Here is a 26,860-nt window from a genome sequence, read left to right as displayed (position 1 = left end):
CGGCTCCTTGTCGGTACGTAAGCGTTAACGTCAATCAACGCATCACGCCATGCAGCGCTGATTGTCTGCATGCCCTGGTGCGAGGAACTCATGCCGCAACCCGCTTCATCTTCATCATCATCCATCGCGACCTCGCGTCGCCGTTTGCATCGCCCTGCTCTGCTGATCGTTGGCATCATGCTGATCGCGGCTAACCTGCGCGCCGCCCTCACCAGCGTCGGCCCGCTGCTGGAACAGATTCAGCAACAGCTGGCGTTGTCCGCCACCGCCGCCGGCCTGATCAACTCGCTGCCGCTGATCCTGTTCGCCGTCCTCTCGCCACTCACCCCGGCGCTGGCGAAACGCTTCGGAATCGAACGCACCCTGGGCTTTGCCCTCGCACTGCTGGTTTGCGGCATCGCGCTGCGTTCCCTGCCGCAAGACGCCATGCTCTGGCTGGGAAGCGTTCTGATCGGCGCCGCCATCGCCTTCGCCAATGTGGTGCTGCCAACGCTGGTGAAAAGAGATTTTCCTCATCGCGCCGCCGCGATGATAGCGGCCTATGCGGCGGTGATGTCACTGGTCGCCGCCATCGCCTCCGGTCTGGCGGTACCGCTGGCTTCCCTGGCCGATCTCGGCTGGCGCTTCTCCTTGCTGTGCTGGGGATTACCTGCGCTGTTGGCGCTGTTGATCTGGTTGCCGCAGCTGCGGCGCACAGCCACACCCGCAGCCAAAGAGCCACAATCGGCAGAGCCGCAACGCTATCGCTCTCCCTGGGGCAGCGCGCTGGGCTGGCAAGTGGCGATGTTCATGGGGCTGCAATCGATCGCCTTCTACACCATTATCGGCTGGTTCAGCGCCTTTGCCGTCAGCCACGGCGCCTCAGCCCAGCAGGCGGGCTTCGAGCTGTTCGTTTATCAGGTGGTGGCGATCGTCGCCAACTTTGTCATGGTGGTGATTTTGCCGCGGGCGCGCGATCAGCGGGCGATAGCGCTGGGCAGTTCTCTGCTGATCTTTATCGGCGTCGGGGGATTATTGGTGCAACCCGCCAGTTCACTGGTGTGGCTGACGTTTGCCGGGTTGGGAGCGGGGAGTTCGCTGGTGCTGGCGCTGTCGTTCTTTGGATTGCGCAGTCAGCATCATCATCAGGCGACGCTGCTGTCGGGTATGGCACAATCCGTCGGTTATCTGTTGGCGGCGCTGGGGCCCACCCTATTCGGCCTGCTGCACGATCTGACGGAAGGCTGGCGCTTGCCGCTGATCGCCCTGCTGTGCCTGACCGTCTTGCAAATGCTGTTCGGCGCGTTGGCCGGCCGCAGCCGCGTGATCGGCTAACGTCGCTGAACGATGGGCCGCGCCGCTTCGGGAGCGGTATCCTGCCATAAGTCTTCAATAAAGGCGCGCTGCTCATCGCTCAGCACCCATGACGGCGGAATTTTGGACTGCGCGCGACGCTGAGCGCTCTCACGGTTTTTAGCCTGCTTTTTGTTCACGAATCGCCTTCCTGCTTAACCTGCTAACTCAGTAACCAGTAAATCACGGTGGCGGTTAACAGCCAGAATAGCCCGCTACCGATAAACACACACAGCCATGCTCTACGTTTGATATCAGATCCATCCTTGCTCACCACAGCGCCCTCAACCAATAGATTAAACCATTCAAACACCAATTATCGATCTGTTTTAACGATCGATAAAGTCGTTTTTTCCTATGGAAATTTAAAAAACAGCTGCTAGCCATAGACCTGCATTACCGCCTTAGTAAGAACGGCACCGTGGATATCACTGTTATCGGCAGGCGAGAACGTGTTTTGATAGGCGAACGAATGCGCAGTGTGCCACACCTTTAAAGGTCAAAATTAAACCACCGGTAAATAATTCAAACATCAATTATTTGACTGGTCGTAAGCCAAATCGGCAGCAGACAGCATTGGAGGAGCGAGAGAAAATGAAGCGACGCACTGAAATAATGCGCGGGAGAAGCGCCGGCCCGTTTTGGTCTGGCACGGGCCGGCGTAAGTTAACCGATTCTGCTGACGGAATCCCGGCTGGCGTGTTCACGCTCGCTGCCGGTCAACTCGCGTAAATGGCCTGAGCGCATCTCCAGCAACCGATCGGCGTGTTCGAAATAGTGATCGTCATGGCTGATGGCGAACACCGTTTTGCCTAACGCGCGCAGCGCCGGCAACAGTTCGCGATAGAAAATGCGCCGGAACTGCGGATCCTGATCAGCGGCCCATTCATCCAACAGCAAAATATCGCGTTGTTCCGCCACCGCCAGCAACAGGGCCAGACGTTTGCGCTGCCCCTGCGACAGTTGCGGGTTGGTCACTCTGGCGCCGTCGAACTGCAATTTGCTTTTCATATTCAACCGTTCAAGCCAATGCGCGACCAGCGCCGTATCAGGTTCGCCGCCTTCCGGTCCTTGTAAACGATCGAACTGATGAAAATCGGTGAAAATCGCTGAAAACAGCCGGCGATAGTCCGGCATATCCGCCGCGGTCTGTGCGACACCATCCAGAACGATGTGCCCGCTTACCGGCCGATACAATCCGGTCAACAGCATCGCCAGCGTTGACTTGCCGCTGCCGTTGCCGCCGATAAGAAACACCAGCTCACCGCGCCGCAGCGTCAGATTAAGCGGCCCGACGGTAAAACCGGGCTGTTGTTCCGCATCTGCATAGTGAAAAACCACGTCGCGCAGCTCCAGCGTCTGCCAGGAACGGCCAACGGCGGCTGGAAACCCCGGCTGATACTCGGCCAGACGCAGCGCTTTCAGCTTGTTGAAGGCCACTTCGGCGCCGACCAGCGTCGGAAACGCCCCCACGGCCTGCAGTAAGGGCGTGCGCAAGAACAGCAGCGTCAGCGAGTAGGTCGCGGCCACCGTCGAGTCCGCCCATCCCAAACTGTTGGCCATAAAGAACACCAGCCCGATCGCCCCTAACATCATGATGTTTGACCAGTTGAGCGCACTCAAATGGAAGGTATCGGCGCGAATGATATGGTAGCGATAGGCTTGCGCGTCGGGCTGATAGGCCTGCTCGTATAACGCCTGCGCCCGTTTGCGGTTCAACGTCAGTTCCTTACGGCCGTCAATCACCGATTCATAACGATGATAGAGACGCTCTTCTGACTCGCGCAAACTGGCCATATGGCGATAAACCCGTGACACCAGGCAGCCGCTACCCACCACGGTCACCGCCACCCAAACCGCCGTGACCGCCAGCATTTTCGGCGATAACCACCCCAGATAGGCCGCTGCCCCCAGGGTCAAAATCACCCCTTGCACCAATTCGGGCAAGCGCACGAAGGCGATGGTGATATTGCGGATGTCACTGGACAGACTGGCCAGCAATGAGGCGCTGCCTAACTGTTCGAGGCGCTCGATCTCGGTATCCAGAATGCGCTTCACCAGTTGCCCACGCAATCGATAGACGAAGTAATGGCCCAATGTGGTCAGCGCCAGTTGCGAACCCAACGTGACCGCTATCAACAATGCCAGCAGGGCGAGAAACATCGGCAACACGGCCAATGGGTTGCCGCTGGCGTCCATCAGATATTGATTGATAAAAGCAATGATACCGATGCCTAAACCGGCGCTGGCCATGGTCAATGCCATAACCGCCAGAAATGGCCAACGATACTGCCGATAAACCACCCGTAGCAGTTCCATGAACAAACCTCTGAAATCGCGATCTGGCAGGCATTGTAAGCGGCGCGAGAATGAGATCAAGACGAATTCTCATCACAGCTTATCAAGCACTGGTCGGGGGAGAGGCGTTGCCGCCTGCCGGCGGCCAATTCGCAGCATGGTTCACTCTGGGCGCTAAATATTCGCCAATTAAATAAGCCGCTAAAAAAATAGATCTATAAAATCAAAATTCATTCACTAAAAAAATAACAAAAAGAAAAAGATAAAATAAACCCATGCATTAGCAAATAAAATTATTTATTTCCTTTGCCGCCTATTATGTTCCAATGCTTTAATAAAACTTCATGATGGAAATCGCCAGTATCAGATACGCAGGAAAGGAAAATGAAAAAAAGGAAATTCCTTAGCCAGATTGAAATTGAACAACTGATTGCCGCCGTGCATGAGGGTAAAAATAGCATTCGAGATCGTTGTTTACTATTAATGTGCTTCATTCACGGCTTGCGGGTGAGCGAACTGCGATCATTACGCCTGCAAGATATTGATCTTACCTCCCATCGGATCCATATATCTCGGCTAAAGAACGGTTTTTCCGTTCAACACCCCATTCAGCCGCGAGAACGACAGGCGCTGTTAAACTGGCTGGCCCAGCGGGCGAACTATCCTGACGCCAATTCCCCATGGTTATTTCTGTCGCGCCACGGCGGGCAAATTTCACGTCAGCAACTGTATCGCCTAATGAGAATGTACGGTGAAATGGCCGGCATTAGCGTTCAGGTTCATCCTCACATGCTGCGACACTCCTGCGGTTACGCGCTTGCAGATAACGGGGTCGATACGCGCTTGATTCAGGATTATTTAGGGCACAAAAATATCCAGAATACGGTGATCTACACCGCAACCAATGTAGAGCGATTCCGCACGATCAGCATTTAATCTTACGATGGAAATAACGGTGCAGGCGCTCATCTTCTTTTAACATGCGCATTGAGTAAGGTAAAAAATATCGGATGGGAAAATGCAGCCCGGCACGCCAACAACGGTCTAATTCAGCACTATTCCAACGCCGAGCTGCTTTCATCCATCCGCCCAGGGGAACACTTGTTTGATTGTTTTTTCAACGCCTATGCTACCTGCTTATACCCTGTCATTAACGATTAAGTCCCCTTTGACCACTTCCCGCTAAATTGTCGCGTAATATTGCCGTGCAATGAAAACAGTTCGCTGTCATTCTTCACCTGCAGTTTGCGCATGGCGCTGCATTTATGCGCGCTGATCGTCTTGATGCTGCGGCGTTGCAATTCGGCAATTTGCCGCAGGCTCATGCCGTTGAACAAAAAGGCCAACACATCAGTCTCGCAGCGAGTCAGCTTTCGGGTGAACACTTCATCTGCGCTAACCGAGGGTGCCAGAAAAGTCCCTATCTGTGGGCTCAACACTCGCTCCCCAAGCAAGACCCGATTAAAAAACTCCGCCACCAGCGGTAAAGCGTCATCTCTGGCGACGATGCTGACATTGGGCTGAGGCAACAATCGCCCTAACTCTTCTGCATTACGGCAACGGGTATAGGCAATCACCCGTAATTCGGGCAGTTGCGTGCACAGGGCCAGCAACGCTTCCCTGCCCTTAGCGGGCGTCTCATCTTCACCGTCCAGTTCGGTAATCAGCACGTCGGCCTGCTGATAGACCACGCTATCCACCACCGCACGTACGCTGGTTTCCTTTACGACGACTTTTACCTGGGTTGGCAGCGTTTTTAAAAAACTGGCCAACCCTTCCAGCGTCAATGGACATCTGTCCATTAATGCTATGTTCAGCGGTTGCTGACGCCATAAATGCATAATCTGCTCCTATGCTTGCTTGCCCACGAGACCTCGTGCGCTTGCCTAGCGAACCAAGGATGAACCTTGCGCAGCCATCCATTTCCCCTGAAGATACAGTTCCCCATCGCTGTGAAACCCCAGCTTCAACATCGCATTGCGTTTATGGGTGCTGACGGTGCGGATATCACGGCACATGGTCAGCGCCACGCTGGTCACGCTCTTACCGGAAAACAGTTGGGTCAACACATCCAGTTCCTTCGCCGTCAGCGGTTTATCGGCGCCAGCCTCATGCAATTGACGTTGGCGTACCCGGTGGCTGAAGCTGCAACTGCCTGTCAGGACTTGCTGAACACAGTGGGTCAATGCAATAGCCGGTTCCTGCTTCAGCATCAGGCCGCGAATGCCGGAAGCGATGAGCTGCCGCAACAGCCTCGGTTCATCCAATGCCGTACAGATGACAATCGCGGTGTCCGGCGAGTTTTCCCGCACCTCGGCGATCAGCTTGAATCCCTCCAATACCGACTCTGATTGACCACACAGCTCCATCACCAATAAACGATGCGGATGCTCAGTCAATAAGGCTCTCAGTTCCCCCAGATTTGCCACCTGCCGAATGTTGCCAGGTTGGAGACCACAGGATTCAATCAACCGGTTTCTCATCCCCAGAGCCGTCATGGCGCAGGGTTCCATGACAGCCACGGCACCCGCCGCTTCATTGCCCGCCGCCAAGGCCATTCCATTGGGATAATTGATTTTCATATCATCACCTTAACTCTGTCGTTAACCTTCCGCCCACGCCGGCCCTTTTGTCCCATTGCCTACTGATAGACAAAAGTGACCTGCAGAGCGCCGTCTATTGAACCTGGCGTCGATCCGCCATGGGTGCTGTATGCCCGCGCACGCAAATCGAATCTGGCATTATTCGTCGCGCGATCCACCAGTTGCGTCATGCTCTTGCCATTGCCCAGGTTGGCCCCTTGGCTATTCTGCAACTCAATTTGCACCCGACGAGAGCCGCCGTTGCTCTTGTACAAGCTGGCGCTTTCCTCGGCGGGCGTCCCGCTGAAGGTCGCGACGACAGAGGTGGTGGTGCTTGGGCAGTTTTTTAACGTCAGAGGAAACTCTATCCAGGGGCTGAAAGCCCCGGACGTCGCCAGGGTAGCAGCGGAAATATCGTCTCCCAAATTGACGGACACAGTGCCGTTCGCACCGTCGATTTCGCAGGGGGCGGCTTTAATGTTGCCGCTAATCACTATTTTCGATACCGCGAGCGCCGCCGGTACGGTCAAAAGCAACGCGCCGGTCAGCGCCAGGTTGCAGCCAAAACGATTACACATTTTCACCATAATCTGCTCCTTGTCGTTAAACGCAGGGGCCCGTCAGCCCGCTGCCGTTGAAATATCCGTTTATTGGATTTCGGCCTGAATGGTTGCCGTGGCATTAAACTGCCCCACTGAAGGGGCTTGCCCGGTGGTATTGATCGGATATACGCTGATCCGCGAACTGCCGCTTTGGTCGGGATAGTTGAAGTCATCGATGGGCAAGCGCCCGCTCTGCGGCCGAATCACATTGCCCTGCATATCCTTAATCATCACGCCGATGTCGCGGTTGCTGGTCTTCAGCGCCTCCGGCATGTTGCCGTCGGCCTCGCCGCGAAATGACAGACTGACTTTGACGCCCTCGGAAATATTGCGACAAGACAGCGTCAGCGTTCTCTCTTCCGGTGTGAAACGAGGTGGCATCGCGCCTTTCGTTTGGAAATGGGTGCTGACGATATCGCCAAAGTCGATCACCACCGTCTGGGGACTGATCTCGCAACTCTGCGGCACGGTGACGGTACCGCTCATAGAGATGGTGGAAACCGGCGTATCGCTTTTCACGCCACTCACTACCGATACATACGTTTCCACCAGTCGGGTATTCGGGATCGCCGTCACGCCAACGAAGGGCCGACGGAAATACAGGTGAATGCGCCCACGCGCGCCGCTGTTGTAGGGCGAACGGGCACAGGATTCATCATCGCCATCCATGCTGGTCTTACGGTTAGTCTCATTGGTAAAGGGTGCAGCAAGGTATTCATTGCGCTGCCCCGCCACGAAGACCTCGCTGGCGACGCCCAGATATTCGTTCAACGCGTAATACGTCAATCCGCCCTCCTGAAATACCGGGTTGGTCAACAGCATTTTGGCGGTGATGTAAGAAGCCGTGCGAGCGGTACATTCGCATTTCACATAATACGAACCGGGCAAGTTCCATGCGTTCTTATCCGCGTTCTTGATAATCCGCCCCGTCACGTTTTGCGATGGGTCGCTTAAGCTTGGGGAAAAGGAAAATGAAAAGCCGTGCGTTCCTGATATCGGCGTACACTGCCCTAGCGCCGCCTGCGCCTGCTGTACAGCCAGTATTGCGCACGCCAGCAGCCCACCGGCGATCGCCCTGCGTTGAATCGATATTCCTGTCGCCATTGTCTGCACCTTATAAACACTGTCCGTTAACGAGACGTATTCCGCCGCTCTCTGGCTGATTAGCCAATTGATAGTTAGCCTGACACTGCTGAGCCGCGTCATTGCCCCACTTAACCTGCAGCCGGCCACTCTCCGCCATGCCGGCCAAATAAACCTGCCCGCCGTCACCGACAATGCCGGCATTATCAGAGGGGCTATTGAGATTGCTGACGGTGGCGCCGAACGGCACCGGATTGCCACTGCGCGTCAGTAATGTCAGCAACACGCGGGCACCGACATCCGGATTGAAGCTGGCACGCACCACGGCGCCACGGGTTGGGATCACCGTTTGGCTGCTCAAGGTCATATCGACATCCTCGGCGAAAGACTCGCCGTCCAGGCCGACGATATTGCGCCGATAAGGCGTCAGGTAAGGCACAACCGCATAGCCGCGCCAGTCGGTGCTGACCCCGGTCTGGTTCAAAACATCCACCCCTGAAGCGCCGGGCGCCTGCACTAATGCCACCGTATCGCCCAGCGGCTGCGACAGCGTGACGCCGTTTTGGTGCACCAGAACACCGCCCTGCACGCCGTAGCTCACCTGTTGGCGATGGCGATCGTAGCCATACCCCAGGTTCCACTCGGCGAGGGCGCCTTTGTAGTCCGCCTGAATATTGCCGTTCGCCCCCACGCCCCTGCCGGTGTAGCCCTGGCTGATGCTGTAGTTCAGGTTGTTGCCCGGCAAAGCGGTGCCGCTCAACCCAAGATTGTTGCTGGTGGCGCCGTTGCGGCTGGCGTTCATGTTGTAGGTGGCGTAGCTGCCAGGCAGCCATTTGCTGAGCGGCACGCTGACGTTGAAGGCCACGATATGGTCGCGAATATTGCTGCGGTTGCCGTTGTTGTCATACCCGTTCTGGCTGAAGGTGTAATTCAGTCCGTAACTGACAGCTTCCCAACTGTTGTTGTAGCTGAGGCTGACCGACTGCGAACGACGATTGTCATTCCAGTAGTCTTCGTTAAACAGGCTGAGCGACAGCGTTCCCCCCAGATCCCACAGGCTCTGGCTCATCGTCAACTCGGCACGGCTCTTTTTGTGATCGTTATAGATCGCGCTGTTGCCGCCGTAGCTCTCCAGCGCCTCTTGCAGGTTATAAAAACCACGCGTGGAATAGCGGTAGCTGGCCAAGCTGAAGTTAGTGCCGGTTTCAATGAAGTTTTTGCCGTAACGCAGGCGCCATGATTGCCCTTGCTCTTTCGGCCGAGTTTCCTGCTTGGTCCATGCCTGAGTGACATCAGCGGACAGCGCCCCCACCGCCCCCATGTTCTGCCCCCACCCCAGCGCCAGAGACTGGTACTTACTGGCGGCTTGCACGCCGCCGTACAACGTGGCCCCCCACGGCAAACCGTAGATGCCGGTGGCCTGGCTGAACGGACGTTCATCAACGCCGCCGCTGTATGAACGGTATTTCCCGCTGGTCAGGCTGTATTTGAAACGCCCTTCACGCTGCAATACCGGCACCACGGCATAAGGCACCACGAAATGTTGCTCCTGCCCGTCAGCCTCGCGCACGCTGACGTTCAGATCGCCGCTGCCGCCCGTGGGGTACAGATCGGTAATTTCAAACGCACCCGGCGGCACATAACTTTGATAAATCACGTAGCCGTTTTGCCGGATCACGATTTGCGCGTTAGTGCGCGCAATCCCGCGCACCACCGGCGAGTAGCCCTTCATACTGTCCGGCAGAATGTCATCTTCAGAAGCCAATTGCCCGCCGCGGAACTGTACGCTGTCGAACACCTCGCTGGACGTTGTGCTGTCGCCCAGAGTCAGGCGGCTTTGCAACGCAACAATATCGCGCTGCAGATAGGTATTGATTGAACGCCAGGATGAAGCGCCGCCGGTGTAGTGATTCCAGATGGAATAGTTACGCAAACGCCAGGCGCCCCAGTTGATGCCCGAGCGTAAATTGAGGTAATAGTTATTGTTGTTCTGCCGTTCGCTGCCGCGTGTTTGGCTATTGGCACCGCTGAAGTTGTAATTGACCAACAGCGCCGGTATGCCGGAGTCCCATTTATCCGGAGAAACATAATCGCGCGCATTTAAGTTCAATGCCGCTTGCGGAATGCTCAGATTCAATCTCAGCTGATTAAACTGGAACACCGTCGAAGCCTGAGGAATGGCCTGCGCCAGATTGACGCAGCGCTCCTCCGCCGCAATCGCCGGTAACATGGAGACTCTCACCCCCAATTCGGCCAATTTTTCCGCGCTGAAACAAGGCTGCAGCGCTTGCTTTCCGCCAGCCGTCGGCATCAGCCGGAACTCGACGTCGAGACTGTCAACCTGTTCGCCGTTAAGGTAAAGATCGACCCGATAAGTGCCGGGCGCCTGGCTGTTGTTTTCCTCAAATACGGAGAGATCGGCGCCGCGCAGCGCCGGGTTGTCAATCTCTAACAGCGCCGGGTTGAAGTAATCACGCGCATGCGCCGCACCGATTGGATAAAGCAGCGCCACCTGGCAAGACATCAAACCGGCCAAAATCGATCGTGTCCCTGGTAAACCAATGCTATTCGGGTTATTCATCCTTTTAACTCCCTGTCCCGATTGGCTCAGCCGCCTAAAATTCAGGTAAGCCGAACGCCGGCCCCAGCGTTACTCCGGGGCCAAAAAACACGTATCGCGGCCCGGTTATAACGTGCCGGTATAGGTCTGGCCGGTTCCGCCATAGTCGTTGATGATTTGCCAGCTCAGGCTGCCTCCCCCACCCTGCGCCGTCGGTAACGGAAAACTGGCGGTAGCTTGCGGCGCAACCATGGTGTTGCCGGTAATGGCACTGCCGTTCAGCTTCAAATTAAAAAAGGTGAGGTAATAGGGTGAAGGGTTGGTCACCTGCAGCCGATCGCCGCTGCGCCGCCACGTTACTTTGCCGGCCGCTTCTTCCGGATTGCCGGCCAGCCCCTGGGGACGATAAATCAGCTTGATGCGGGTCTTGATCGCAATTTGCAGCGTGTTTTCTTTCTTTTCTACCGAAGGAATAGACTTCACATTCAGCCAATACAGCGATTCTCTGTCCGTCGGCAAATTGCCGCCCGCACGCACTACGCGCAGCAGGTTATTTTGGCCGCCGTCCAAGCGAAACAACGGTGGGGTGATGATAAACGGCGCTTTAGCGCTTTCCCCCTCTTGAGCATCGACCCAGGATTGGATCAAATAAGGCACCGCATCCGGATTATTGATATTCAGAGCGGACTCTTTTTTACCTCCGTCGTATATCAGCCGTGTCCCGCCCACGATCACGCCGGCCTGAGCCGGAGCCCAAAGCGCCATCAATAACGCTGCCGTCAGCGCAAAATATCCCGCTTTCATTTTGTTATCTTCCCCGATGAATAAAGAGCCAGAGACGCAGCCTCTGGCCCATTTTTCTAACGCTCACGCCGACATAACGGCGTGAATTTACTGATAGGCGATAGTGAAGTTGGCGGTGGCGTTCGCGCTACCGACGGAAACGGTATCGTAAGCGTAATAACGCGCCACAAAGCCCAGAACGTTGTCTTTGTTCTCTGCCAGCGTATATACGCGGGAATCGTTGCCAATATTGAGCACGTTGCTGGCATCATCCAGCAACTGTACGCCAACGCCACCAGCAACATCGGCGGCGTCAGTCAGCTTCAACAGCCCGGACTGGCCCTGAACTTGAGTGCCGTCAAAACGCACGGTGGCGCCGGTGACAGTCGCCGGGCAGTTTTTTAACACCAGGTTGAATGCCTTGGCACCTGCAGTATTAGATTGAATAAACGCATCTTTGGCGATCTTACCCAGAGCGACCTGCTTGTTTTGGGAGTCCGGATCGACGGTGCACGACTGATCGGTGATGCTACCGGTGATATTCAGCTTTCCATCAGCGGCAAATACGGAGGAGGTAAATGCAGACGCGGTCAAAACAGCTACAGCCAGCAGATTCTTTTTCATCCTACTTTCCTTAAAATTATGCAAAATATGCATGGTTTTATTTCCGACATATCCTTAATGTCATTCCCTTTTATTTAGTTCCACGAAGAGCAAATACCCTTGACCAAACTTATTGATGGCCTAAGGCTTATTCACCCAAACGATTCATTTTGAACTAAAGTGACTCCTTTGGTTTTTAAAACCAAAAAACAAATAAAAGACAGAATTTAAAACCAAATAGAAAACAAAATAACCTCAAATCAGACCAAAAAACCAAGGGATTGGCCGATTGATTTAAACTGACTTTTCTTTTATTAGGATTTTGCTTAGATGGCTGGAGTGCGGAAAAAATGAAGCATGAACACAACGCTATGTTTTTAAAAAAGATTTTCCTTTGTCAGGCAAAGTGAGCGTAGGAATATTGACATTGTTTTTACGCGTCCTTACAGTATGTTTCAGTTTAGTTCAAAGTGACTCCTTGCCGTTACTCTATTAAATCGCGCTTACCAAATTTCTTTGAAGCGCTGTGCATTGCTGGCGGTATAAATCACCGTATTCTGAATATTTCGGTGCCCGAGGTAATCCTGAATTAATCGGGTATCGATACCTCGGTCCGCCAACGCAAATCCGCAACCATGCCGCAGCATATGCGGATGGGCGTTAATCTCCAGTTTAGCCACCTTACTGTAATGACGAAGCAGGCCGTAAATACGTTGGCGCGACAAACGCCCGCCCCGATTGGAAAGAAATAACCATTCCTGATCGGCCCAACGGTGTTGCCGGCGTTTATCCAGCCAACGCCGCAAACATTGCCTTTCTCGCAGATAAAGCGGATGCACCGTGGAAAAACCATTCTTCAAGCGATGAACATAAATGTTACCGCCTTCCAGATCGATATCCGACAAACGCCATCCCCCAATTTCACTGGCGCGGCAACCATGAATAAAACACATATAAATCAGACAATAATCGCGTTCTGGATTCTTTCCATGCAGCGTGACCTCAAGCAGTCTCTCCACTTCAGAAGGCGTCAGATGTTTACGATTAGACATACAACCTCTATTACTTTGATCGGAAAAATGTGGCTGTCATTTTCCTTTTACATCACCACAATGGACACTCAGGGTTTCCCCTGGCTATGGATAGGTTCCTGCATCCAGCGCGGAGTATAACGGATTTGCCAAACGCGAACAGTGTACAGGGATTAATCCCCCCTTCAGCGCCCCCCTTGAGGCCCCCTCATTAATGAAAACCGCAGCTCAACTGCCACCATCACAAATAATAAGGACGGCATACTTCCCGATTCACTTTAGTTTGCGTTAATACTTCCATTTCACACATGCGCTAAAATTGGCAAACAAACCGACAAAACAAAGAAAAATCCTAATAAAATCGCGAGGCGCCATGGGTTTCAAAGCGTTATACGGCTCGTAAAAAAACGAAATAAATCCGCCGGCGCGAACGTATCTTAACCAAACCGATAAGTATTAATCTTTATGTGAATCGATAAGAGGAAAGGTCAGGGCAGGAGGAAATAAAAGTCACGATGGGGAATAACCCAGGTCTGACCGCCGCACACGGCCGCCTGGGGGGGGGGAGAATTATTGACTGGTCATAACGTGACACAGCTCGCCAAGGGTCAGATCAGGCCGTTCGATAAACATTTCCGCATTGAGCGTAATGCCGAACTCACGCCTAACCAGCAGCATCAACTCCATATAATCTAGGCTGTCCAACCCCAACTGTTGCAGCGGCATATCGGCCGATAGCAGCGTTCTGTCCAATCCTTTGGCTTCATACAACAGGCCGCAAATCGCCTCATACAATCGATGATACTTTTCCATATCCCCTACCATTATCCATTGTGATTGCCGAATACCAGCGCTGCATTAGCACCGCCGAAACCGAAGTTGAGACTCATGACATTGCGCAAACGACCGCGACGATGCCCCTCGCGGATATAATCGAGATCGCATTCGGGATCGCTCTCGTGCAAATGGCAGGTTGCCGGCATCATTTGCTGCTGCAACGCCTGTAGGCAGACGATCGCCTCAAAGCTGCCGGATGCGGCGAGCAAGTGCCCGGTATAGGATTTCGTGCTGGAAATCGGCGTGCGATAAGCATCGCGCCCCAGCGCCGCCTTGATCGCAACGGTTTCGTTCACATCGCTTTGCGCCGTCGACGTGCCATGCGCATTGATATAGTCGATTTCATGATTGCCTAGCCCCGCCTGTTCCAGAGCCCATCGAATGGTTTTCACCTTGGCCTGCGGATCCTCCGCCGGTGCGGTGAGGTCAAAAGCGTCTGAAAAGTTGCCGTATCCCTTGACCTCCCCCAGTATTGTCGCGCCGCGCGCTAAAGCCGCCTCTCGCTCCTCAAGACACAACACGGCGGCCCCTTCCGCCAACACGAAGCCACTGCGCTCCCGGCTGAACGGGCAACTGGCCTTGGTGATATCCTTTTGCTCCCGACTCAGCAAACGCAACGCGTCGATGTTCCATATCGCGCCATTGCCGCTCAGTGATTCCGACGCGCCGGCCAACATCATTGAAGCGCGGCCGCTGCGGATCACCTCAAACGCATCGCCAATCGCGATGCCGCCGGTCGCACAGGCCGCCGCCGGCGAACTTTGATAGCCCCGTAACTGCCAATGTTGGCCGCATATGGCGGTCGCAATATTGGGCATTGCGTGAAAACAGCCAAACAGCTGCCCCATGCCGGATTGCAGATAGTCCGCATTGTTTTGCATGATCTCATCCTGGCCGCCCCAGCCGCTGCCGATAATCACCCCGCAGTCCAACGACGAATAAAAATGCCCGGGCCTCACGTGGCCAGATGAAAACGCCATGTCGATCGCCTCCGAGGCGGCGGCCAGCGCCAGCCTAGCGAATCTGGGCAGCCGGCGGCTTACCCGCGCGGCAACGTCTTCCAACGCCGGTTCGGCCTCCAGCAAAGCAAAAAAGCGCGCGTGGATCCCCGCCGCCGATTTATCGTGATAGCGATAGGCCAAACGGTTGGCCATGATCGCCTGCCAGTTTTGCTGCGCGTTGCCACCCAGCGCGGTGACGGCGCCGTAACCGGTGACCACCACGCGTCTTGTATTCCGTTCTTTGTCCATGCTTACTCCCCTTGCCCGGATGCGAAAGCCTCGTTGCCGCCCAGCGCCAGCCAGAGCTGCATCGTGGCGTTCAGGTAGCGATATTGCAGTGCCGACAGTGAATTCTCGCTGGCTAACACCGCCTCTTGCGCGTCCAACAACGTTTGCAGCGCGACGGAACCGGCCTGATATTGATGGCGGGCCAATGCCACGGCTTGTCGCCCCATCGCCAGATGCCGCTGCTGATTGCCGATTTGCCGCTGCGCTTCCAGACGTTCCCGCATGGCGCTGTCTACCTCAGACAGCGCGCGGTAAACCGTATCGCGAAATTGAATCTCCGCGCGCTGCGCCTGCAACGCCGCTTTGTCGCTGGACAAGCGCATCTTGCGCCACTCGATGAACGGCAGCGTCAACGTCGCACCCAGCGAGCGCGAAGGTTCACTGAACCATTGGCGGAAAAGCCCGCTGCCGGCATCCAGTGCGGCATCCAGACTCAGCGTCGGATAAAAACGCAATGTAGCGGCCTCCGCACCGGCCAGCGCCGCCCGCAGGCGCCGCTCCGCCGCCTGCACGTCCGGCCGCCGCGCCATCACCGCCGCCGGCAGACGTGGCGCAATGGGCACCTCGTTGATCGGTAGCGCTCGCCTTTCGCTGTATCGCAGCAAGGGTGAACGGCCGAACAACAGCGCCAGCGAGTTGCGAGCGTCTTCCCGCTGCCGTGCCAGTTCATCCCGTTGATTCTCCCGCGCCAATAGGTTTTGCTCCGCCTGCAATAACTCGAATCGGCCGACGTCGCCGGCGGTATGACGTGCCGCCACCAGCCGTACAGTCTCACGCGCGAACGCCACCGCCTGTTGCTGATGGGTGACTTGCTGATTCAAATCGGCGATCTGCCAATACCCGCGAGCGGTAGCGCCGATCAAAGTCAACGCGGTATTGCGCCGATCCAACTCCGAAGCGACGGCCAGCCACTGAGCCTGCTCGCGAATACGCGCCAGCTTGCCCCATAAATCCAGTTCATAACTCAGTGACAGCCCTGTGCGGTAACTTTCTTGCGGCCGCGCCGCGCCGCGCAATGCCTTGGTATTGCGGCCACTCAGGCTGGCGGCCAGGTCGGGGGTCGCATTGCCGGCTACCAACCCGGCCTCCAACATCGCCTCACGCCACTGCAATCCAGCCAGCGCCAGATCCTGATTCGCGATGAGCACACCATCGATCAGCGAGGAAAGCTGCGGATCATTGAAGTTTTCCCACCAGGCGACGCCTGCTCGCAATGAACCGGAACGTTCATCGACCACGCGCCACTGCTGCGGCAACGACGGTGGCGCAGTGGCGTCGATCGGCCGCCCTCCGCAAGCGCTCAAAGACAGCATGACCAGTCCATAAATCAAAAGTCGGTTCATTCTCGCGCCAACGCCTCCACCGGCTGCAGGCGCGCGGCGGCACGGGCTGGAAAGAAGCCGAACCCGACGCCGATCAACGCCGAGAACCCGCAGGCCAGCAGCAATGGCGGCCAGGTAAAGATCATCGTCACCTGCGGCGCCAAGCCGCTCAGAATCCCTTTAACCAGCGCGGCGCAGGCGATCCCCAACACGCCCCCCAGGCTGCAGATCACTACCGCCTCAATCAAAAATTGCCGCATAATGTCTTTCTCAGCGGCCCCCACCGCCAATCGAATGCCGATCTCATGGGTTCGTTCCGTCACCGAAACCAACATGATGTTCATCACCCCCACCCCACCGACCAGCAGCGAGATGGCGGCAATCGCGGTAATCAGCAATCGCATGGAGTCGGAGGCACGCTGAATGGATTGCGTCAGCTGATCGTCGGTCAGCGTGAAAAAATCCCGCCGGCCATGTTCTACGGTCAAACGCCGGGTCACATCCCGCCTTGCCGCTTCCAACGTCAATTTTTCATTCACTCGCATCACAATCGATTCCAGCGGCATATCGCCGGCGATGCGGCCAGTCAGGGAGGTATGGGGCAGCCAGGCAAGCGGTTGAGAACCGGCGTATTGGGCGCCGCGGCGCTGCGCGACGCCGATCACCCGATAAGGCACACCCGCGATCAGCAAAACCGCGCCCACCGGATCTTGCCGGGAAGAAAACAGAGCCTGTTGCAGCAAGGGATCGATCACCGCCACCGGTGCGCGGTCACTCAGATCCTGCGCAGTAAACAGGCCACCGGAAAGCAGCCGAATGCCCTGCGTGCGGAAATACCCTTCGCCGACGCCCATCACGGCGAGCGGCACCTGCTTGCCTTCGCGCACGGCCGACAGTTGAGTGCTGATGACCGGCGAAACGCTGTCAACATAAGGCAAGGCCGCCAGCAGCGCTGCATCCCGCGCACTCAGCGAACGCGCAAAATCGGGACGCGTTTTTTCCCATCCCAATCCGGGACGAATGTCCAACGTGCTGGAGCCGAGCTGGCTGATTTCCCTGAGGATGCTTTGGCGCGTGCCTTCACCGATGGCGATGGCGGAAACGACCGCCGCAATGCCGATGATGATGCCGAGCATCGATAATAATGCCCGGACCCGATGCCCTAATAATGCCCGCCAAGCCATGCCGAGCGCCTCTCGCAGCGCCGCCCAAGGGCTCATGCGTTTCAGCGGCGCAGCCAACGCCAGCGGCCTCTCGAACGCAAAACGCTGTCGGGCGGCATCGTGGCGACGATCCGCCACGATCTCGCCGTCGCCGATCTCAATGATCCGCTGCGCCTGCTCGGCGATCCGCCGATCGTGCGTCACGATGACCACGGAGTGTCCGACAGCGTTCAGCTCATGCAAAATGGCCATCAGCGCCTGACCGCTGGCGCTATCCAACGCGCCGGTAGGTTCATCGGCCAAAATGATTTCCGCGCCGTTCATAAGAGCTCGGGCAATACTGACCCGCTGCTGCTGCCCACCGGAAAGCTGCGCCGGACGATGGCCACCGCGCTGCGCCAACCCGAGGCGAGCCAACAAATGTGCGGCCCGCAGGCGGCGCTCGGCGGCCGGCATGGCGGTATACAATGCAGGGATCGCCACGTTCTCACCGGCCGTCAGATAGGGCATCAGATGATAGCGCTGGAAAATAAAGCCGATATGCCGACTGCGGAGCCGCGCCAGGCGATTGCCGTCGGCTTGCCCAATCGCCACCCCGTTGATGTACACGTCCCCCTGAGAAGGCTTGTCCAGACAACCGATAATATTCATCAACGTCGATTTTCCGGAGCCGGAGGCGCCGACGATAGCGACCATTTCTCCCCGCTGAATGCTCAGGGAAACGCGTTTGAGGACCGTGATTTTCTGCTCTCCGGCTTGAAACTCGCGCGAAACGTTCTCCAAAACGATAATGGGATCCGTGCTAGCTGACATGCTCACCCTCCGTATCTGGCTGGTGTTCCAGCAGCACTTGCTCACCCACTCTCACGCCTTCCAACACTTCCGCATAGCGGCGATCGCGCTTCCCGATGCGCACGCTGCGCGCGACAACCCGCTGGCCTTCCAACACTCTGATCTGATAGCGCTCGCCATCCAGTGCCTCTCCCAATGCCGCCATCGGCAGCCGCACCACCCCCGTGGCGCGTTCGGTAATGATGAATACCTGCGCCGTCATCGCGGTGCGTAATCGACGTTCGCCGTTGGCGACGGCAAATACGCCGTTGTAATACACCGCCGCCGTTTGCTGGCTTGAATTTCTGCCCAGCGGATCGGCTTCCAGCGCTTCTGCCGGCGCTTGCTGTATCGCACCCATGACCCCTTCATATCGGCGGCGGGGATCGGCGGCGACATAAAACCACAGCGGCTGCCCCGCCCTCACCTGCAAGATGTCATTTTCCGATATGCGGGTATGCACCATCATCGTATCCACGTCTGCCATCACCAAAATGGTCGGTGCGCTTTGCGATGAGACGATGGTTTGCCCTTCCTGAGTGACGATACCCAGCACTTCGCCGTCAATAGGCGCGGTAATACGGGTAAAAGCCAGGTTGGCTCTCGCCGTTTCCTGCGCGACTTCGGCCTGAACGATCTGCGACTCGTTCACTTTCAACTGCGCCAGTTGCGCGTCGTGCTGCGCCTGCGCTTTTTCCAAATCGCTGGTCACGCCGGCACGATCTCGCGCCAACGCCCTTTGCCGCGCCAACTCCAGTTGGTACTGCTTGAGCTGCGCCTGACTCGCCAATTTCTGCGCCTGCGCGCTGCGTAATTCGGCCTGCGACTTGCGCAGTTCGTTAAGTTGCAACGTCGGATCTATCTCGGCCAACAGCTGGCCCTGAGCCACTCTGTCCCCCGGTTTGACATACAGTTTTTTCAGTTGGCCGTTGACCTGCGCGCCAACGTTCACCTGCCGGGCCGGTTTCAAAATGCCGGTAGCCAACACGCTTTTTTCGATGTCGCCGCGATCGACGCGCGCCGTCTGCGGCGGTGATATGTCAGGTGCCCGATTCAACCCTAACAGCCCGCCGGCCAGCCCCCCCAACACGATCGCCGCCAGCGCCACACGCCGCCAGCGTTTCTTTCCGGGCACGTCACTCCACCTCAGCACAGTCATTCATCCTGGTGTCGACGGCGGCCAACAACCGGCCCTGCGACAAGTGCAGCACCCGATCAAACAACGGCAGCAGCCGCGGGTTATGCGTCACGGTCACCAGGGTTTTACCCTTCTCACGGCAATGCGCTACCAGAGCCGACATCACCGCCGCAGCGGTTTTTTCATCCAGATTCGCCGTCGGTTCATCCAGCACCAACACCGGGCAACGGCTGTACATGGCACGCGCCAGCAACAGACGCTGCCGTTGCCCCAGCGACAGCCCGGCATGGCTCTCTCTCACCAGAACGTTTACGCCTCCGGGCAGTTGCGCCACCGCATCCGCCAGCCCCAAACTGCATAGCGCCTGTTCCACTTGCCTCTGCTGGCCCGGCGCCGACGGGGCGAACAGCGTGACGTTTTGCAACACCGAAGCATTGAACAGAATGTCCTCCTGGCTTTGCAGGAAGAACAGCCGCTGCGCGGCGGCGTTAGCCAGCACGCGGCCATCCAGCGTCAGTTCCCCCCGCTGCGGCGTCAACAGACAGGCGAGCACCTTCAGCAAGGTGCTCTTGCCCGCGCCGGAACCGCCGCAGATGGCGATACACTCGCCCCGTTCCAGCGTCAGCGACAGGTCGCGCAAAACCGGTTGGCCGGCGTCGTACGCAAAGCTCACTCCCCGATACGCCAACTGCACATCAAAATGGTTCACGCTTTCGTCGCCAGACCCGGTACGCAGAGATACGGCAGGAAACAGATCCCGCGCACGCTCATCGATCACGTGCAGTTGGTTTTTCTGCAGGACGGCAAAAAAGATCTTGCTGGTGTAAGAGGTAAAAATTTCGCGCAGAAAGCTGTAGGCGAAGAATGCCCCCAGACTGAGTTCGCCCCCCTTTAGCAGCGGCAGCGCCAGCAGCATGAACACCACCATTTCCAGGCTGCCAATCAGTTGATAAATGCTGCCCTTGACCTGCTCATAGACTTTTTGCCGCTGCAGGCAGTTGAACAGCGAACGGGCATGCTCGGCAAAGCCCTCTTGCCGCTGGCCGGCGAGCCCGGCGGACTTGATGGTCGAAAACCCCTGAATGGTTTCCAGAATAAAATCATTCTGCGCCGCCCCTCTCACCTGCAGCTGCTGGGTGAAGTGGCGATCGCGATAAATGGCCCAAACGCTGATCGCCCCCATCAGCAGTACGCCGGCAATCGGCACCAGCGCCAACATCGGGCTCAAATAGCCCATCACCGCCAGCGCGATAGCAGCGATGATCCAGTCGGTGCGCAGGCCGTTATCCAGCTCGATTTTCTGGCCGGCGGCCATCTGCCAGCTGGTGAAACGACTGAAAATCTCGCCGGGCGCGCGCTTGCTGAAGAAATTCAGCGAATTTTCCAGCAGGCGGGAAAACCCGGCGGCGCCGTGCAGCAACACGAAGTTTTTGATAAAACGCTCGGTGATGATGCGCGCCATCAAGGCCAGCGCCGTGGATGCCACAAACGCCAGCAGATAGTAGGCGTAAGGGAACGCGACCTCACCGGCCATGGCGAACACCTGATTGATCGCGCTGGCGACCATCATCGGCATGATGAACAGCGTCAGCGAGATAAGAAACGTCATCGCCGCCAGGCGATAAATGCCGGCGATGCCGGCGGTATCCTTCAGGCTTAAACTGGCGAAAGCACCGCGTCGGCGGCTCCGCACGGCGGGGGCGGTGGACGGTAAATCATCGCGATCGAGCACCAATGCGTAGCCGCTGATTTCCGCCTTCAGGGCGGCGTACGGCAGCAGCTGTTGCCCCAACGCCGGATTCATTACGCACACGTAACCGCCTTGACGATATGCCAGCAGTACATAGTGGCCCGCGCCGTAATGCAGAATCGCCGGTAAAGGCAGCGCCGCCAGATCCCGGTGCTCGAACGCCACCGGATAAGCCGGCAACGCCAACTCCCCTAAAATGGCGCACAGCGTCGCCAGCGAAGTGCCGTGTTGCGAAGCGGGGTAACGCTCACGCAGTTCCGCCAATGGCGCGCGAACGCCCTGCGTTTCCGCCAGCATGGCGATGCAGGCCAGCCCGCATTCATTGATTTCGCTCTGCAAGACCGGCGTAGGGAGGGTGTTTTCCATGCGTAGTGATATCCCTGACTTATTCGTTGATAAAAAATAAAGAGTGCGAATGCCACAGCAGCCAATCATCCGCATGTCGCCGCAGGGTGCGCTCGACGATCGCCGGCACGGCGCGGCCGACCTGTTCTGTGGCAATCGGTTCTTCTATGTGAATGCGAACGCCGCGCTCGTAATAAAGCGAATAGCACACCACTCGAGCCCGCATCGCTCGAGATAACCGAACGATGCCGCTATGCAAATGCGCTGGCCGGTTGAACAAACGGCAAGCCAGTTTGGCCGAGGCGTCCCGGGTGCTGTTCAAGGTGTAATCCGGCGTGATGTCCGGGAAGAGGATGATGTTGCGCCGATGCTCCGTCGCCTCCAGCAGCGCCTGCGACAAGGTGCCGGCAATATGCCGGGGATCGTCGTGAATCGAGCAATAGTCGAGCCGCTGCCGCCATTCCCCCTCAGGCGCTCGCCGCGCTAACGTCTGTGCGTCGCCGGAAACGATCACCGTTGCCCGCCCTGGATAAACGCCCGCGCCGACCAGCGTCGCCAGCACATCGGAAACCGTGTGCATCGGCGCCAACAACACCGGCACCCCGGCGCGATGCAGCGGCTCCACCACCTGATTGAGCTGTGAGGTGCACTGCGCCAAATGCTCCATCAACGCGGCGTTGCGGGCCTGGATCGCCGCCAAATCCAGCCATTGTCGCCGCTGCATCAGCCAGGCGAAGTCCAGCCTGCCGTCGCCCAACAGGCTTTGGCGATTCGCCTCAGCGACCGCTTGCCGGTGGCGAAAACGGCGTTGCTGCAGACCCCACCTCAACCGCCTCTGCATCTTTAGCCACAGGCGATAATCCACGCGCCGCAGCAGAGCGCACGTCAGACTCCGGCTCACCCCGGTGCGGACAGCCGAGAGACGCGCCACGGCGTCCAGGCCGTTACGCCAGGCCAGAAAGCCCCGAACCGCGAGCAGGCGCATCAGGGGGCCAGCGGCTTATCGTGCTGCAACAGCGACAGCAGTTGCTGGCTGAAAGCGGAAAACTCACGGTCTTGCAACGCCAGCCATTTGCGATTGACGATAAAGCTGGGGGTCGCGTTGACCTGGTAATAGCGGCTTACCGCCGTCATATACGCCAACAGTTCCTTGACCCGCTCTGAATCTCTGGTCCGCTGATAGGCGGCCTCGTCGATGCCGTTGGCCACCAACCAGGCGCTGAGCTGCTTTTCATCCGCCAGATTGAGGTTTTCTTTGATAATGGCGCGGTAAGCGGCGGGACGATGCTGCGCCTCGATCCCCATGACCGTCAGGGTGGCGAAGAGGGGCGCAAAGGCCGCCATGCCGGCGTGATCGTCGTCGCTGAGATGCAGGCGCACCAATTTGGCTCCCGCCGGTAAGCGTTTTTCCAGCTCGGCCACGCCGCTTTCGTTAACTTCACAATAGTGGCAGGCGTAAGAGAAGACTTCGACAATGGCGTTATCATCTTGCAATGGGCTTTGCTCTATTTTTTCCGCAGAGATAAAACTCAGGCTTTCCGCCGCCGGCGAGGCCATAACGTAATGCTGGAAATAAAGCGCAGTCAAAAAAGAAGAGGCGAAAATAATGACGAGCGTGTAACTAAAAAACAGCAAAGGACGTTTATACATAGCAGACGCATCCTGCGAATAAATAAATACTCACTTGAGCATGAGCGTTATAAATCAGAAAGGGAGATTGACGGTTCAGCGATAAAAAAGGAATTCATCTCCGTTATCAGGCGGTGCGCGCAAGCGCCCCGCCTGTCCATCACTAACCTAACTGCAAGCGTTCAGCTCGCATCAGCTCGGGATTGTCGGCGTGGAAGGGCAGCTCGCCACCGGCGCCGGACGATAGTTTTTGGTCACGCCGCCAAACTTATCGGAACAGGTGTTCACCAGTTGGCAAGTGCGGTTATTGCCACCGCCCACCCAGGCAAATTCCTTGGTACACACAAAAGTACCGCCGACGATGTTTGCCGCTTCAGACAGATTGATTTTCTTCATTACAATATCCTTATATATATTAAAATATAAACACACTACCCATCACTCTGCCTGCAAGACAGAGTAATTCTTCAATACATTGAAAAACATTTAATTGATAACAATGAGAGCGCTGCGGGAAAAAGAATAGCCCTCTCACACAAGCAGATCAATACAATTATTTACACTGCACCGCAGGCTTAGTGGAATAAGTAACGTTTGATATAAGGATTATTCTAATTTAATTACTTATAAAAACATGGAAGTTAATTTCACCCCCGGAATAGCCACGATTTATTTGAAGGATAATTCTCAGTTTAAGAGGTAATTAACCAAGAAAATTTCAGATCCGACCAGTTAACCGGCGCTGGAAACAGGCTGAAAAGATTGCTTCCTGCCGCGCCGGACTTACACTGAGCAACAGGACTCTCACTCTTAGGATGCCCATGCTCGCGACTCACGAATACGCCAACGACCTGATTCTGTTTGCCCTGATTGTCGACTGCGGCTCGTTCAGCAAGGCGGCGGAGAGCGCCGGCATTACCAGTTCGGTGGTCAGCAAACGCATCGGGCGGTTGGAAAAATCGCTCGGCGCCCGGCTGATGTACCGCACCACCCGCAGCCTGACGCTGACCGAAAGCGGCCAGGCGCTCTACCAGCAGGCCAAGGAGATCGGCGCCAAAGTGCAGGAAGCGCTGTACGCCGTCAGCGAAAAGAGCGAAGAGCTGACCGGCACCATTCGTATGTCGGTGCCGACCATTTCGGGTGAGCTGCTGCTGAGTGAAAGCGTGGCGGAGTTTTGCGCCCAGCACCCCAGCCTGAAGGTCGAGATGCGGCTGGAAAACCGCTTCGTCGATCTGGTGGAAGAAGGCATCGATCTGGCGATCCGTACCGGCACCATGCCGGACTCCAGCCTGATTGCGCGGCCGATCTTCGATTCCCGCTGGGTGATCGTCTGCTCGCCGGGCTATCTGGAGAACCACCCCGAGCCGCGCAATCCCGACGATCTGCTTAGCCACAACTGCCTGACCTATACCTATCAAGAGAGCGGCACCGCCAACTGGCTGATGAAGCGGCCAGGGCGCAACGAAATCTACGAGCTGCAGGTTGACGGCAACCTGTCGGCCAACAATGCGCGGGCGATCCGCAAAGCGGTGATCGGCGGCCACGGCATCGCCATGGTGCCGCGCTGCATGGTGTACGAAGATTTGCAGGACGGCAAACTGACGGAGATCCTGGCCGGCCACTGCGGCAAGGTATTGGGCATTTACGCCGTCTACCCTTATACCCGCAATCTGCCGTTAAAAACTCGCCTGCTGATCGAACATATCATCGGTTCCTATCAAAATATCAGTCACTACTTTTAAGTTTCCACTCCTGATTATTTCCACGCGTCGTAAAGTACCGCGTGGATTACCGCATTTTTGGACATGAACTCGTGAACATTAACGCCTAATTAATGTGATCCAGCGCATTCATTACACAACATAAAAACCCATCCAATTGATTTTAAATCAATTTAATTCAGCCTCAACAGCCGACATTTTTCCCGTCGCCGGCGCCATTCGCCGATGTTAAAAAATTATCGCGTGGCATCATCGCCAACGTTGTGATTAGAATGAAAATGTTGCGGTAATTAACCTTTCAGTTACATATCTCTGCCCATAAAAATAATAACCCTGAGGATCTTATGCCCCTGCTTTTCAGTATTGCGCCGATCGTCCTGCTGATATGGATGATGACCAAAAGGAATGGTGTGCCCTCTTATCTGGCCCTGCCGCTGACGGCCGCCGTGGTATATGCCCTGCAGCTCTGGTGGTTCGATGCCTCACTGCGGCTGCTGCATGCCAATATCATCACCGCGCTGGTCTCGACGCTGACGCCGATCACCATCATTGCCGGCGCCATTCTGCTCAACAAACTGATGCAGATAAGCGGTGCGGAAAACGTGGTGCGCCGCTGGTTGGAAACCGTTAGCCCCAACCCGGTGGCCCAACTAATGATTATCGGCTGGGCGTTCGCCTTTATGATCGAGGGCGCCAGCGGCTTCGGCACCCCGGCCGCCATCGCCGCGCCGATTCTGGTCGGGCTGGGCTTCAACCCGCTGCGCGTCGCCCTGCTGACGCTGGTGATGAACTCGGTACCGGTCTCCTTCGGCGCCGTGGGCACCCCCACCTGGTTCGGCTTCGCCAACCTCGGCCTGTCGGACGCCAGCCTGCTGGAGATCGGCCGGCAAACCGCGCTGATCCACGTTGTCGCCGGCTTCGTCATTCCTCTGCTTGCGCTGCGCTTTATCGTTTCCTGGCAGGATATTCGCCGCAACCTGCCGTTTATCTTGCTCAGCGTGCTGAGCTGCACCGTCCCCTATCTGCTGCTGGCGCAGGTGAACTATGAGTTCCCGGCGCTGGTCGGCGGCGCTCTCGGCCTGGCGCTGTCGGTGCTGCTGGCGCGCGGCGGCATTGGCCTCGCCCGCGCGGAAAAACCGCAGAGCGCCGCGCAGGCGGTGCCGTTCATGCAGGTGGTCAAGGCGATGACGCCGACCCTACTGCTGATTGCTATCCTGATAGTGACGCGCATTCACCAGTTGGGCCTCAAGGCGCTGCTTAACACCACCACGCTGCTGTGGCAGGAAAACCTCGGCTGGCTCGGGGAGCTGCGCATCAGCCAAGCGCTGATCGTCGAACTGCGGCAGGTGCTGGGCACCTCCGCCGCGGCCGGCTACAAAACGCTGTATGTCCCGGCGCTGATCCCGTTCCTGCTGGTGGTGGTGTTGTGCATTCCGCTGTTCCGTCTGAATGGCGGCCAGGTGCGGCAAATGTTCAGCGAAACCGGCGGGCGCATCACGCGCCCCTTTATCGCCCTGTTCGGCGCGCTGGTCATGGTCAATCTGATGATGCTGGGCGGCGACAACGCGCCGGTGATCCTGATCGGGAAAGCGTTGGCGGCGATGACCGGCGACAGCTGGCTGCTGTTCTCTTCGTTCCTCGGCGCGCTGGGCTCGTTCTTCTCCGGTTCCAACACCGTTTCGAACCTGACGTTCGGCGGCATTCAGCAATCGATCGCCCAGAGCAGCGGCCTCGACGTCAATCTGACGCTGGCCTTGCAGTCCGTCGGCGGCGCCATGGGCAACATGGTATGCCTGAACAACATTATCGCGGTCTGTTCGATCCTGGGGATCGGCAACGCCGAAGGCAAAATCATCAGAAAGACCGCGCTGCCGATGCTGGCGTACGGTGGGATCGCGGCCGCTATGGCGGCGATCCTCTCGCTCTGACTGACAACCCGTTATTTGCAAGAAGACAAGAAG

The 26,860-nt window shown here is 56.9% G+C and carries 24 protein-coding genes; 4 read left to right on the top strand and 20 right to left on the bottom strand.

Features of this window, described 5'->3' with window-relative positions; genetic code table 11:
* Window positions 1-90 precede the first annotated feature (90 nt).
* Window positions 91-1,314 carry a CynX/NimT family MFS transporter gene (locus tag ACJ8M3_RS21350; RefSeq protein WP_089197386.1) on the top strand — a complete coding sequence of 408 codons (1,224 nt, stop codon included), beginning with the start codon at window positions 91-93 and terminating at the stop codon, window positions 1,312-1,314.
* Here ACJ8M3_RS21350 and ACJ8M3_RS21345 read toward each other — a convergent pair.
* The 3 genes from ACJ8M3_RS21345 to ACJ8M3_RS21335 all read right to left on the bottom strand — a co-directional run bounded on the left by ACJ8M3_RS21345 (window position 1,311) and on the right by ACJ8M3_RS21335 (window position 3,651).
* Entirely contained in the window at window positions 1,311-1,472 is a 162-nt protein-coding gene (locus ACJ8M3_RS21345) for a hypothetical protein (protein ID WP_199560472.1), read from the bottom strand. The genes ACJ8M3_RS21350 and ACJ8M3_RS21345 overlap by 4 nt on opposite strands.
* Window positions 1,473-1,495: 23 nt before the next feature.
* Window positions 1,496-1,609 carry a YmiA family putative membrane protein gene (locus ACJ8M3_RS21340; RefSeq protein WP_089197716.1) on the bottom strand — a complete coding sequence of 38 codons (114 nt, stop codon included), beginning with the start codon at window positions 1,607-1,609 and terminating at the stop codon, window positions 1,496-1,498.
* A 389-nt stretch (window positions 1,610-1,998) separates the two neighbouring features.
* Window positions 1,999-3,651, bottom strand: a complete 1,653-nt coding sequence (locus ACJ8M3_RS21335; RefSeq protein WP_033644941.1) for a multidrug ABC transporter permease/ATP-binding protein — start codon at window positions 3,649-3,651, stop codon at window positions 1,999-2,001.
* A gap of 363 nt (window positions 3,652-4,014) precedes the next feature.
* Between ACJ8M3_RS21335 and ACJ8M3_RS21330 the strand changes: the two genes are divergently transcribed.
* Window positions 4,015-4,566, top strand: a complete 552-nt coding sequence (locus ACJ8M3_RS21330) for a tyrosine-type DNA invertase (protein ID WP_033644817.1) — start codon at window positions 4,015-4,017, stop codon at window positions 4,564-4,566.
* Window positions 4,567-4,787: 221 nt separating this feature from the next.
* Here ACJ8M3_RS21330 and ACJ8M3_RS21325 read toward each other — a convergent pair whose 3' ends face one another.
* The 17 genes from ACJ8M3_RS21325 to ACJ8M3_RS21245 form a co-directional block, all read right to left on the bottom strand.
* A complete protein-coding gene (locus ACJ8M3_RS21325) occupies window positions 4,788-5,471 on the bottom strand; it encodes a response regulator transcription factor (protein ID WP_089197387.1) in 684 nt (227 codons plus the stop codon).
* Between the two features lie 45 nt (window positions 5,472-5,516).
* A complete protein-coding gene (locus ACJ8M3_RS21320) occupies window positions 5,517-6,212 on the bottom strand; it encodes a response regulator transcription factor (protein WP_047573837.1) in 696 nt (231 codons plus the stop codon).
* 59 nt (window positions 6,213-6,271) lie between these two features.
* Complete coding sequence (locus ACJ8M3_RS21315; RefSeq protein ID WP_089197388.1) at window positions 6,272-6,799, bottom strand: fimbrial protein; 528 nt, start codon at window positions 6,797-6,799, stop codon at window positions 6,272-6,274.
* A 60-nt stretch (window positions 6,800-6,859) separates the two neighbouring features.
* On the bottom strand, window positions 6,860-7,918 hold the full coding sequence (locus ACJ8M3_RS21310) for a fimbrial protein (protein ID WP_199560473.1): 1,059 nt from the start codon (window positions 7,916-7,918) through the stop codon (window positions 6,860-6,862).
* A 10-nt stretch (window positions 7,919-7,928) separates the two neighbouring features.
* Window positions 7,929-10,478 (bottom strand): fimbria/pilus outer membrane usher protein, encoded by a 2,550-nt coding sequence (locus tag ACJ8M3_RS21305; RefSeq protein ID WP_089197389.1) that lies wholly within the window; start codon window positions 10,476-10,478, stop codon window positions 7,929-7,931.
* Between the two features lie 105 nt (window positions 10,479-10,583).
* A complete protein-coding gene (locus ACJ8M3_RS21300) occupies window positions 10,584-11,261 on the bottom strand; it encodes a fimbrial biogenesis chaperone (protein WP_033644813.1) in 678 nt (225 codons plus the stop codon).
* A gap of 87 nt (window positions 11,262-11,348) precedes the next feature.
* A complete protein-coding gene (locus tag ACJ8M3_RS21295) occupies window positions 11,349-11,864 on the bottom strand; it encodes a fimbrial protein (RefSeq protein WP_089197391.1) in 516 nt (171 codons plus the stop codon).
* Between the two features lie 482 nt (window positions 11,865-12,346).
* Window positions 12,347-12,895: a tyrosine-type DNA invertase gene (locus ACJ8M3_RS21290; RefSeq protein ID WP_033644811.1), complete on the bottom strand. Its 549-nt coding sequence runs from the start codon at window positions 12,893-12,895 to the stop codon at window positions 12,347-12,349.
* Between the two features lie 549 nt (window positions 12,896-13,444).
* Complete coding sequence (locus ACJ8M3_RS21285; RefSeq protein ID WP_033644937.1) at window positions 13,445-13,687, bottom strand: acyl carrier protein; 243 nt, start codon at window positions 13,685-13,687, stop codon at window positions 13,445-13,447.
* Between the two features lie 11 nt (window positions 13,688-13,698).
* Window positions 13,699-14,961, bottom strand: a complete 1,263-nt coding sequence (locus tag ACJ8M3_RS21280; RefSeq protein ID WP_145957736.1) for a beta-ketoacyl-[acyl-carrier-protein] synthase family protein — start codon at window positions 14,959-14,961, stop codon at window positions 13,699-13,701.
* Window positions 14,962-14,963: 2 nt separating this feature from the next.
* Entirely contained in the window at window positions 14,964-16,313 is a 1,350-nt protein-coding gene (locus ACJ8M3_RS21275; RefSeq protein ID WP_442514733.1) for an efflux transporter outer membrane subunit, read from the bottom strand.
* Window positions 16,314-16,339: 26 nt separating this feature from the next.
* Complete coding sequence (locus ACJ8M3_RS21270; RefSeq protein WP_089197393.1) at window positions 16,340-18,298, bottom strand: ABC transporter permease; 1,959 nt, start codon at window positions 18,296-18,298, stop codon at window positions 16,340-16,342.
* Window positions 18,288-19,382: an efflux RND transporter periplasmic adaptor subunit gene (locus ACJ8M3_RS21265; protein WP_230079627.1), complete on the bottom strand. Its 1,095-nt coding sequence runs from the start codon at window positions 19,380-19,382 to the stop codon at window positions 18,288-18,290. The genes ACJ8M3_RS21270 and ACJ8M3_RS21265 overlap by 11 nt, the downstream gene beginning before the upstream one ends.
* A gap of 70 nt (window positions 19,383-19,452) precedes the next feature.
* Entirely contained in the window at window positions 19,453-21,570 is a 2,118-nt protein-coding gene (locus tag ACJ8M3_RS21260) for a peptidase domain-containing ABC transporter (protein WP_442514732.1), read from the bottom strand.
* Window positions 21,571-21,589: 19 nt separating this feature from the next.
* A complete protein-coding gene (locus tag ACJ8M3_RS21255; RefSeq protein ID WP_089195122.1) occupies window positions 21,590-22,534 on the bottom strand; it encodes an ABC transporter in 945 nt (314 codons plus the stop codon).
* Entirely contained in the window at window positions 22,534-23,199 is a 666-nt protein-coding gene (locus tag ACJ8M3_RS21250; RefSeq protein ID WP_089197395.1) for a DsbA family protein, read from the bottom strand. Before ACJ8M3_RS21250 ends, ACJ8M3_RS21255 begins: the two co-directional genes overlap by 1 nt.
* A gap of 171 nt (window positions 23,200-23,370) precedes the next feature.
* A complete protein-coding gene (locus tag ACJ8M3_RS21245; RefSeq protein WP_442514731.1) occupies window positions 23,371-23,574 on the bottom strand; it encodes a DUF4762 family protein in 204 nt (67 codons plus the stop codon).
* Between the two features lie 425 nt (window positions 23,575-23,999).
* On the opposite strand from ACJ8M3_RS21245, the gene ACJ8M3_RS21240 reads away from it, so the two are divergent.
* Both ACJ8M3_RS21240 and ACJ8M3_RS21235 read left to right on the top strand, forming a co-directional pair.
* Window positions 24,000-24,920, top strand: a complete 921-nt coding sequence (locus ACJ8M3_RS21240) for a LysR family transcriptional regulator (protein ID WP_033652155.1) — start codon at window positions 24,000-24,002, stop codon at window positions 24,918-24,920.
* 323 nt (window positions 24,921-25,243) lie between these two features.
* On the top strand, window positions 25,244-26,827 hold the full coding sequence (locus tag ACJ8M3_RS21235; protein ID WP_089197396.1) for an L-lactate permease: 1,584 nt from the start codon (window positions 25,244-25,246) through the stop codon (window positions 26,825-26,827).
* The last annotated feature ends 33 nt before the right edge of the window (window positions 26,828-26,860 follow it).

Source organism: Serratia sp. CY55921, from assembly GCF_052167655.1.
Lineage (GTDB): Bacteria > Pseudomonadota > Gammaproteobacteria > Enterobacterales > Enterobacteriaceae > Serratia > Serratia ureilytica.
The sequence above is the reverse complement of the archived record's forward strand: the minus strand, read 5'-3'. Positions and strand labels throughout refer to the sequence as shown.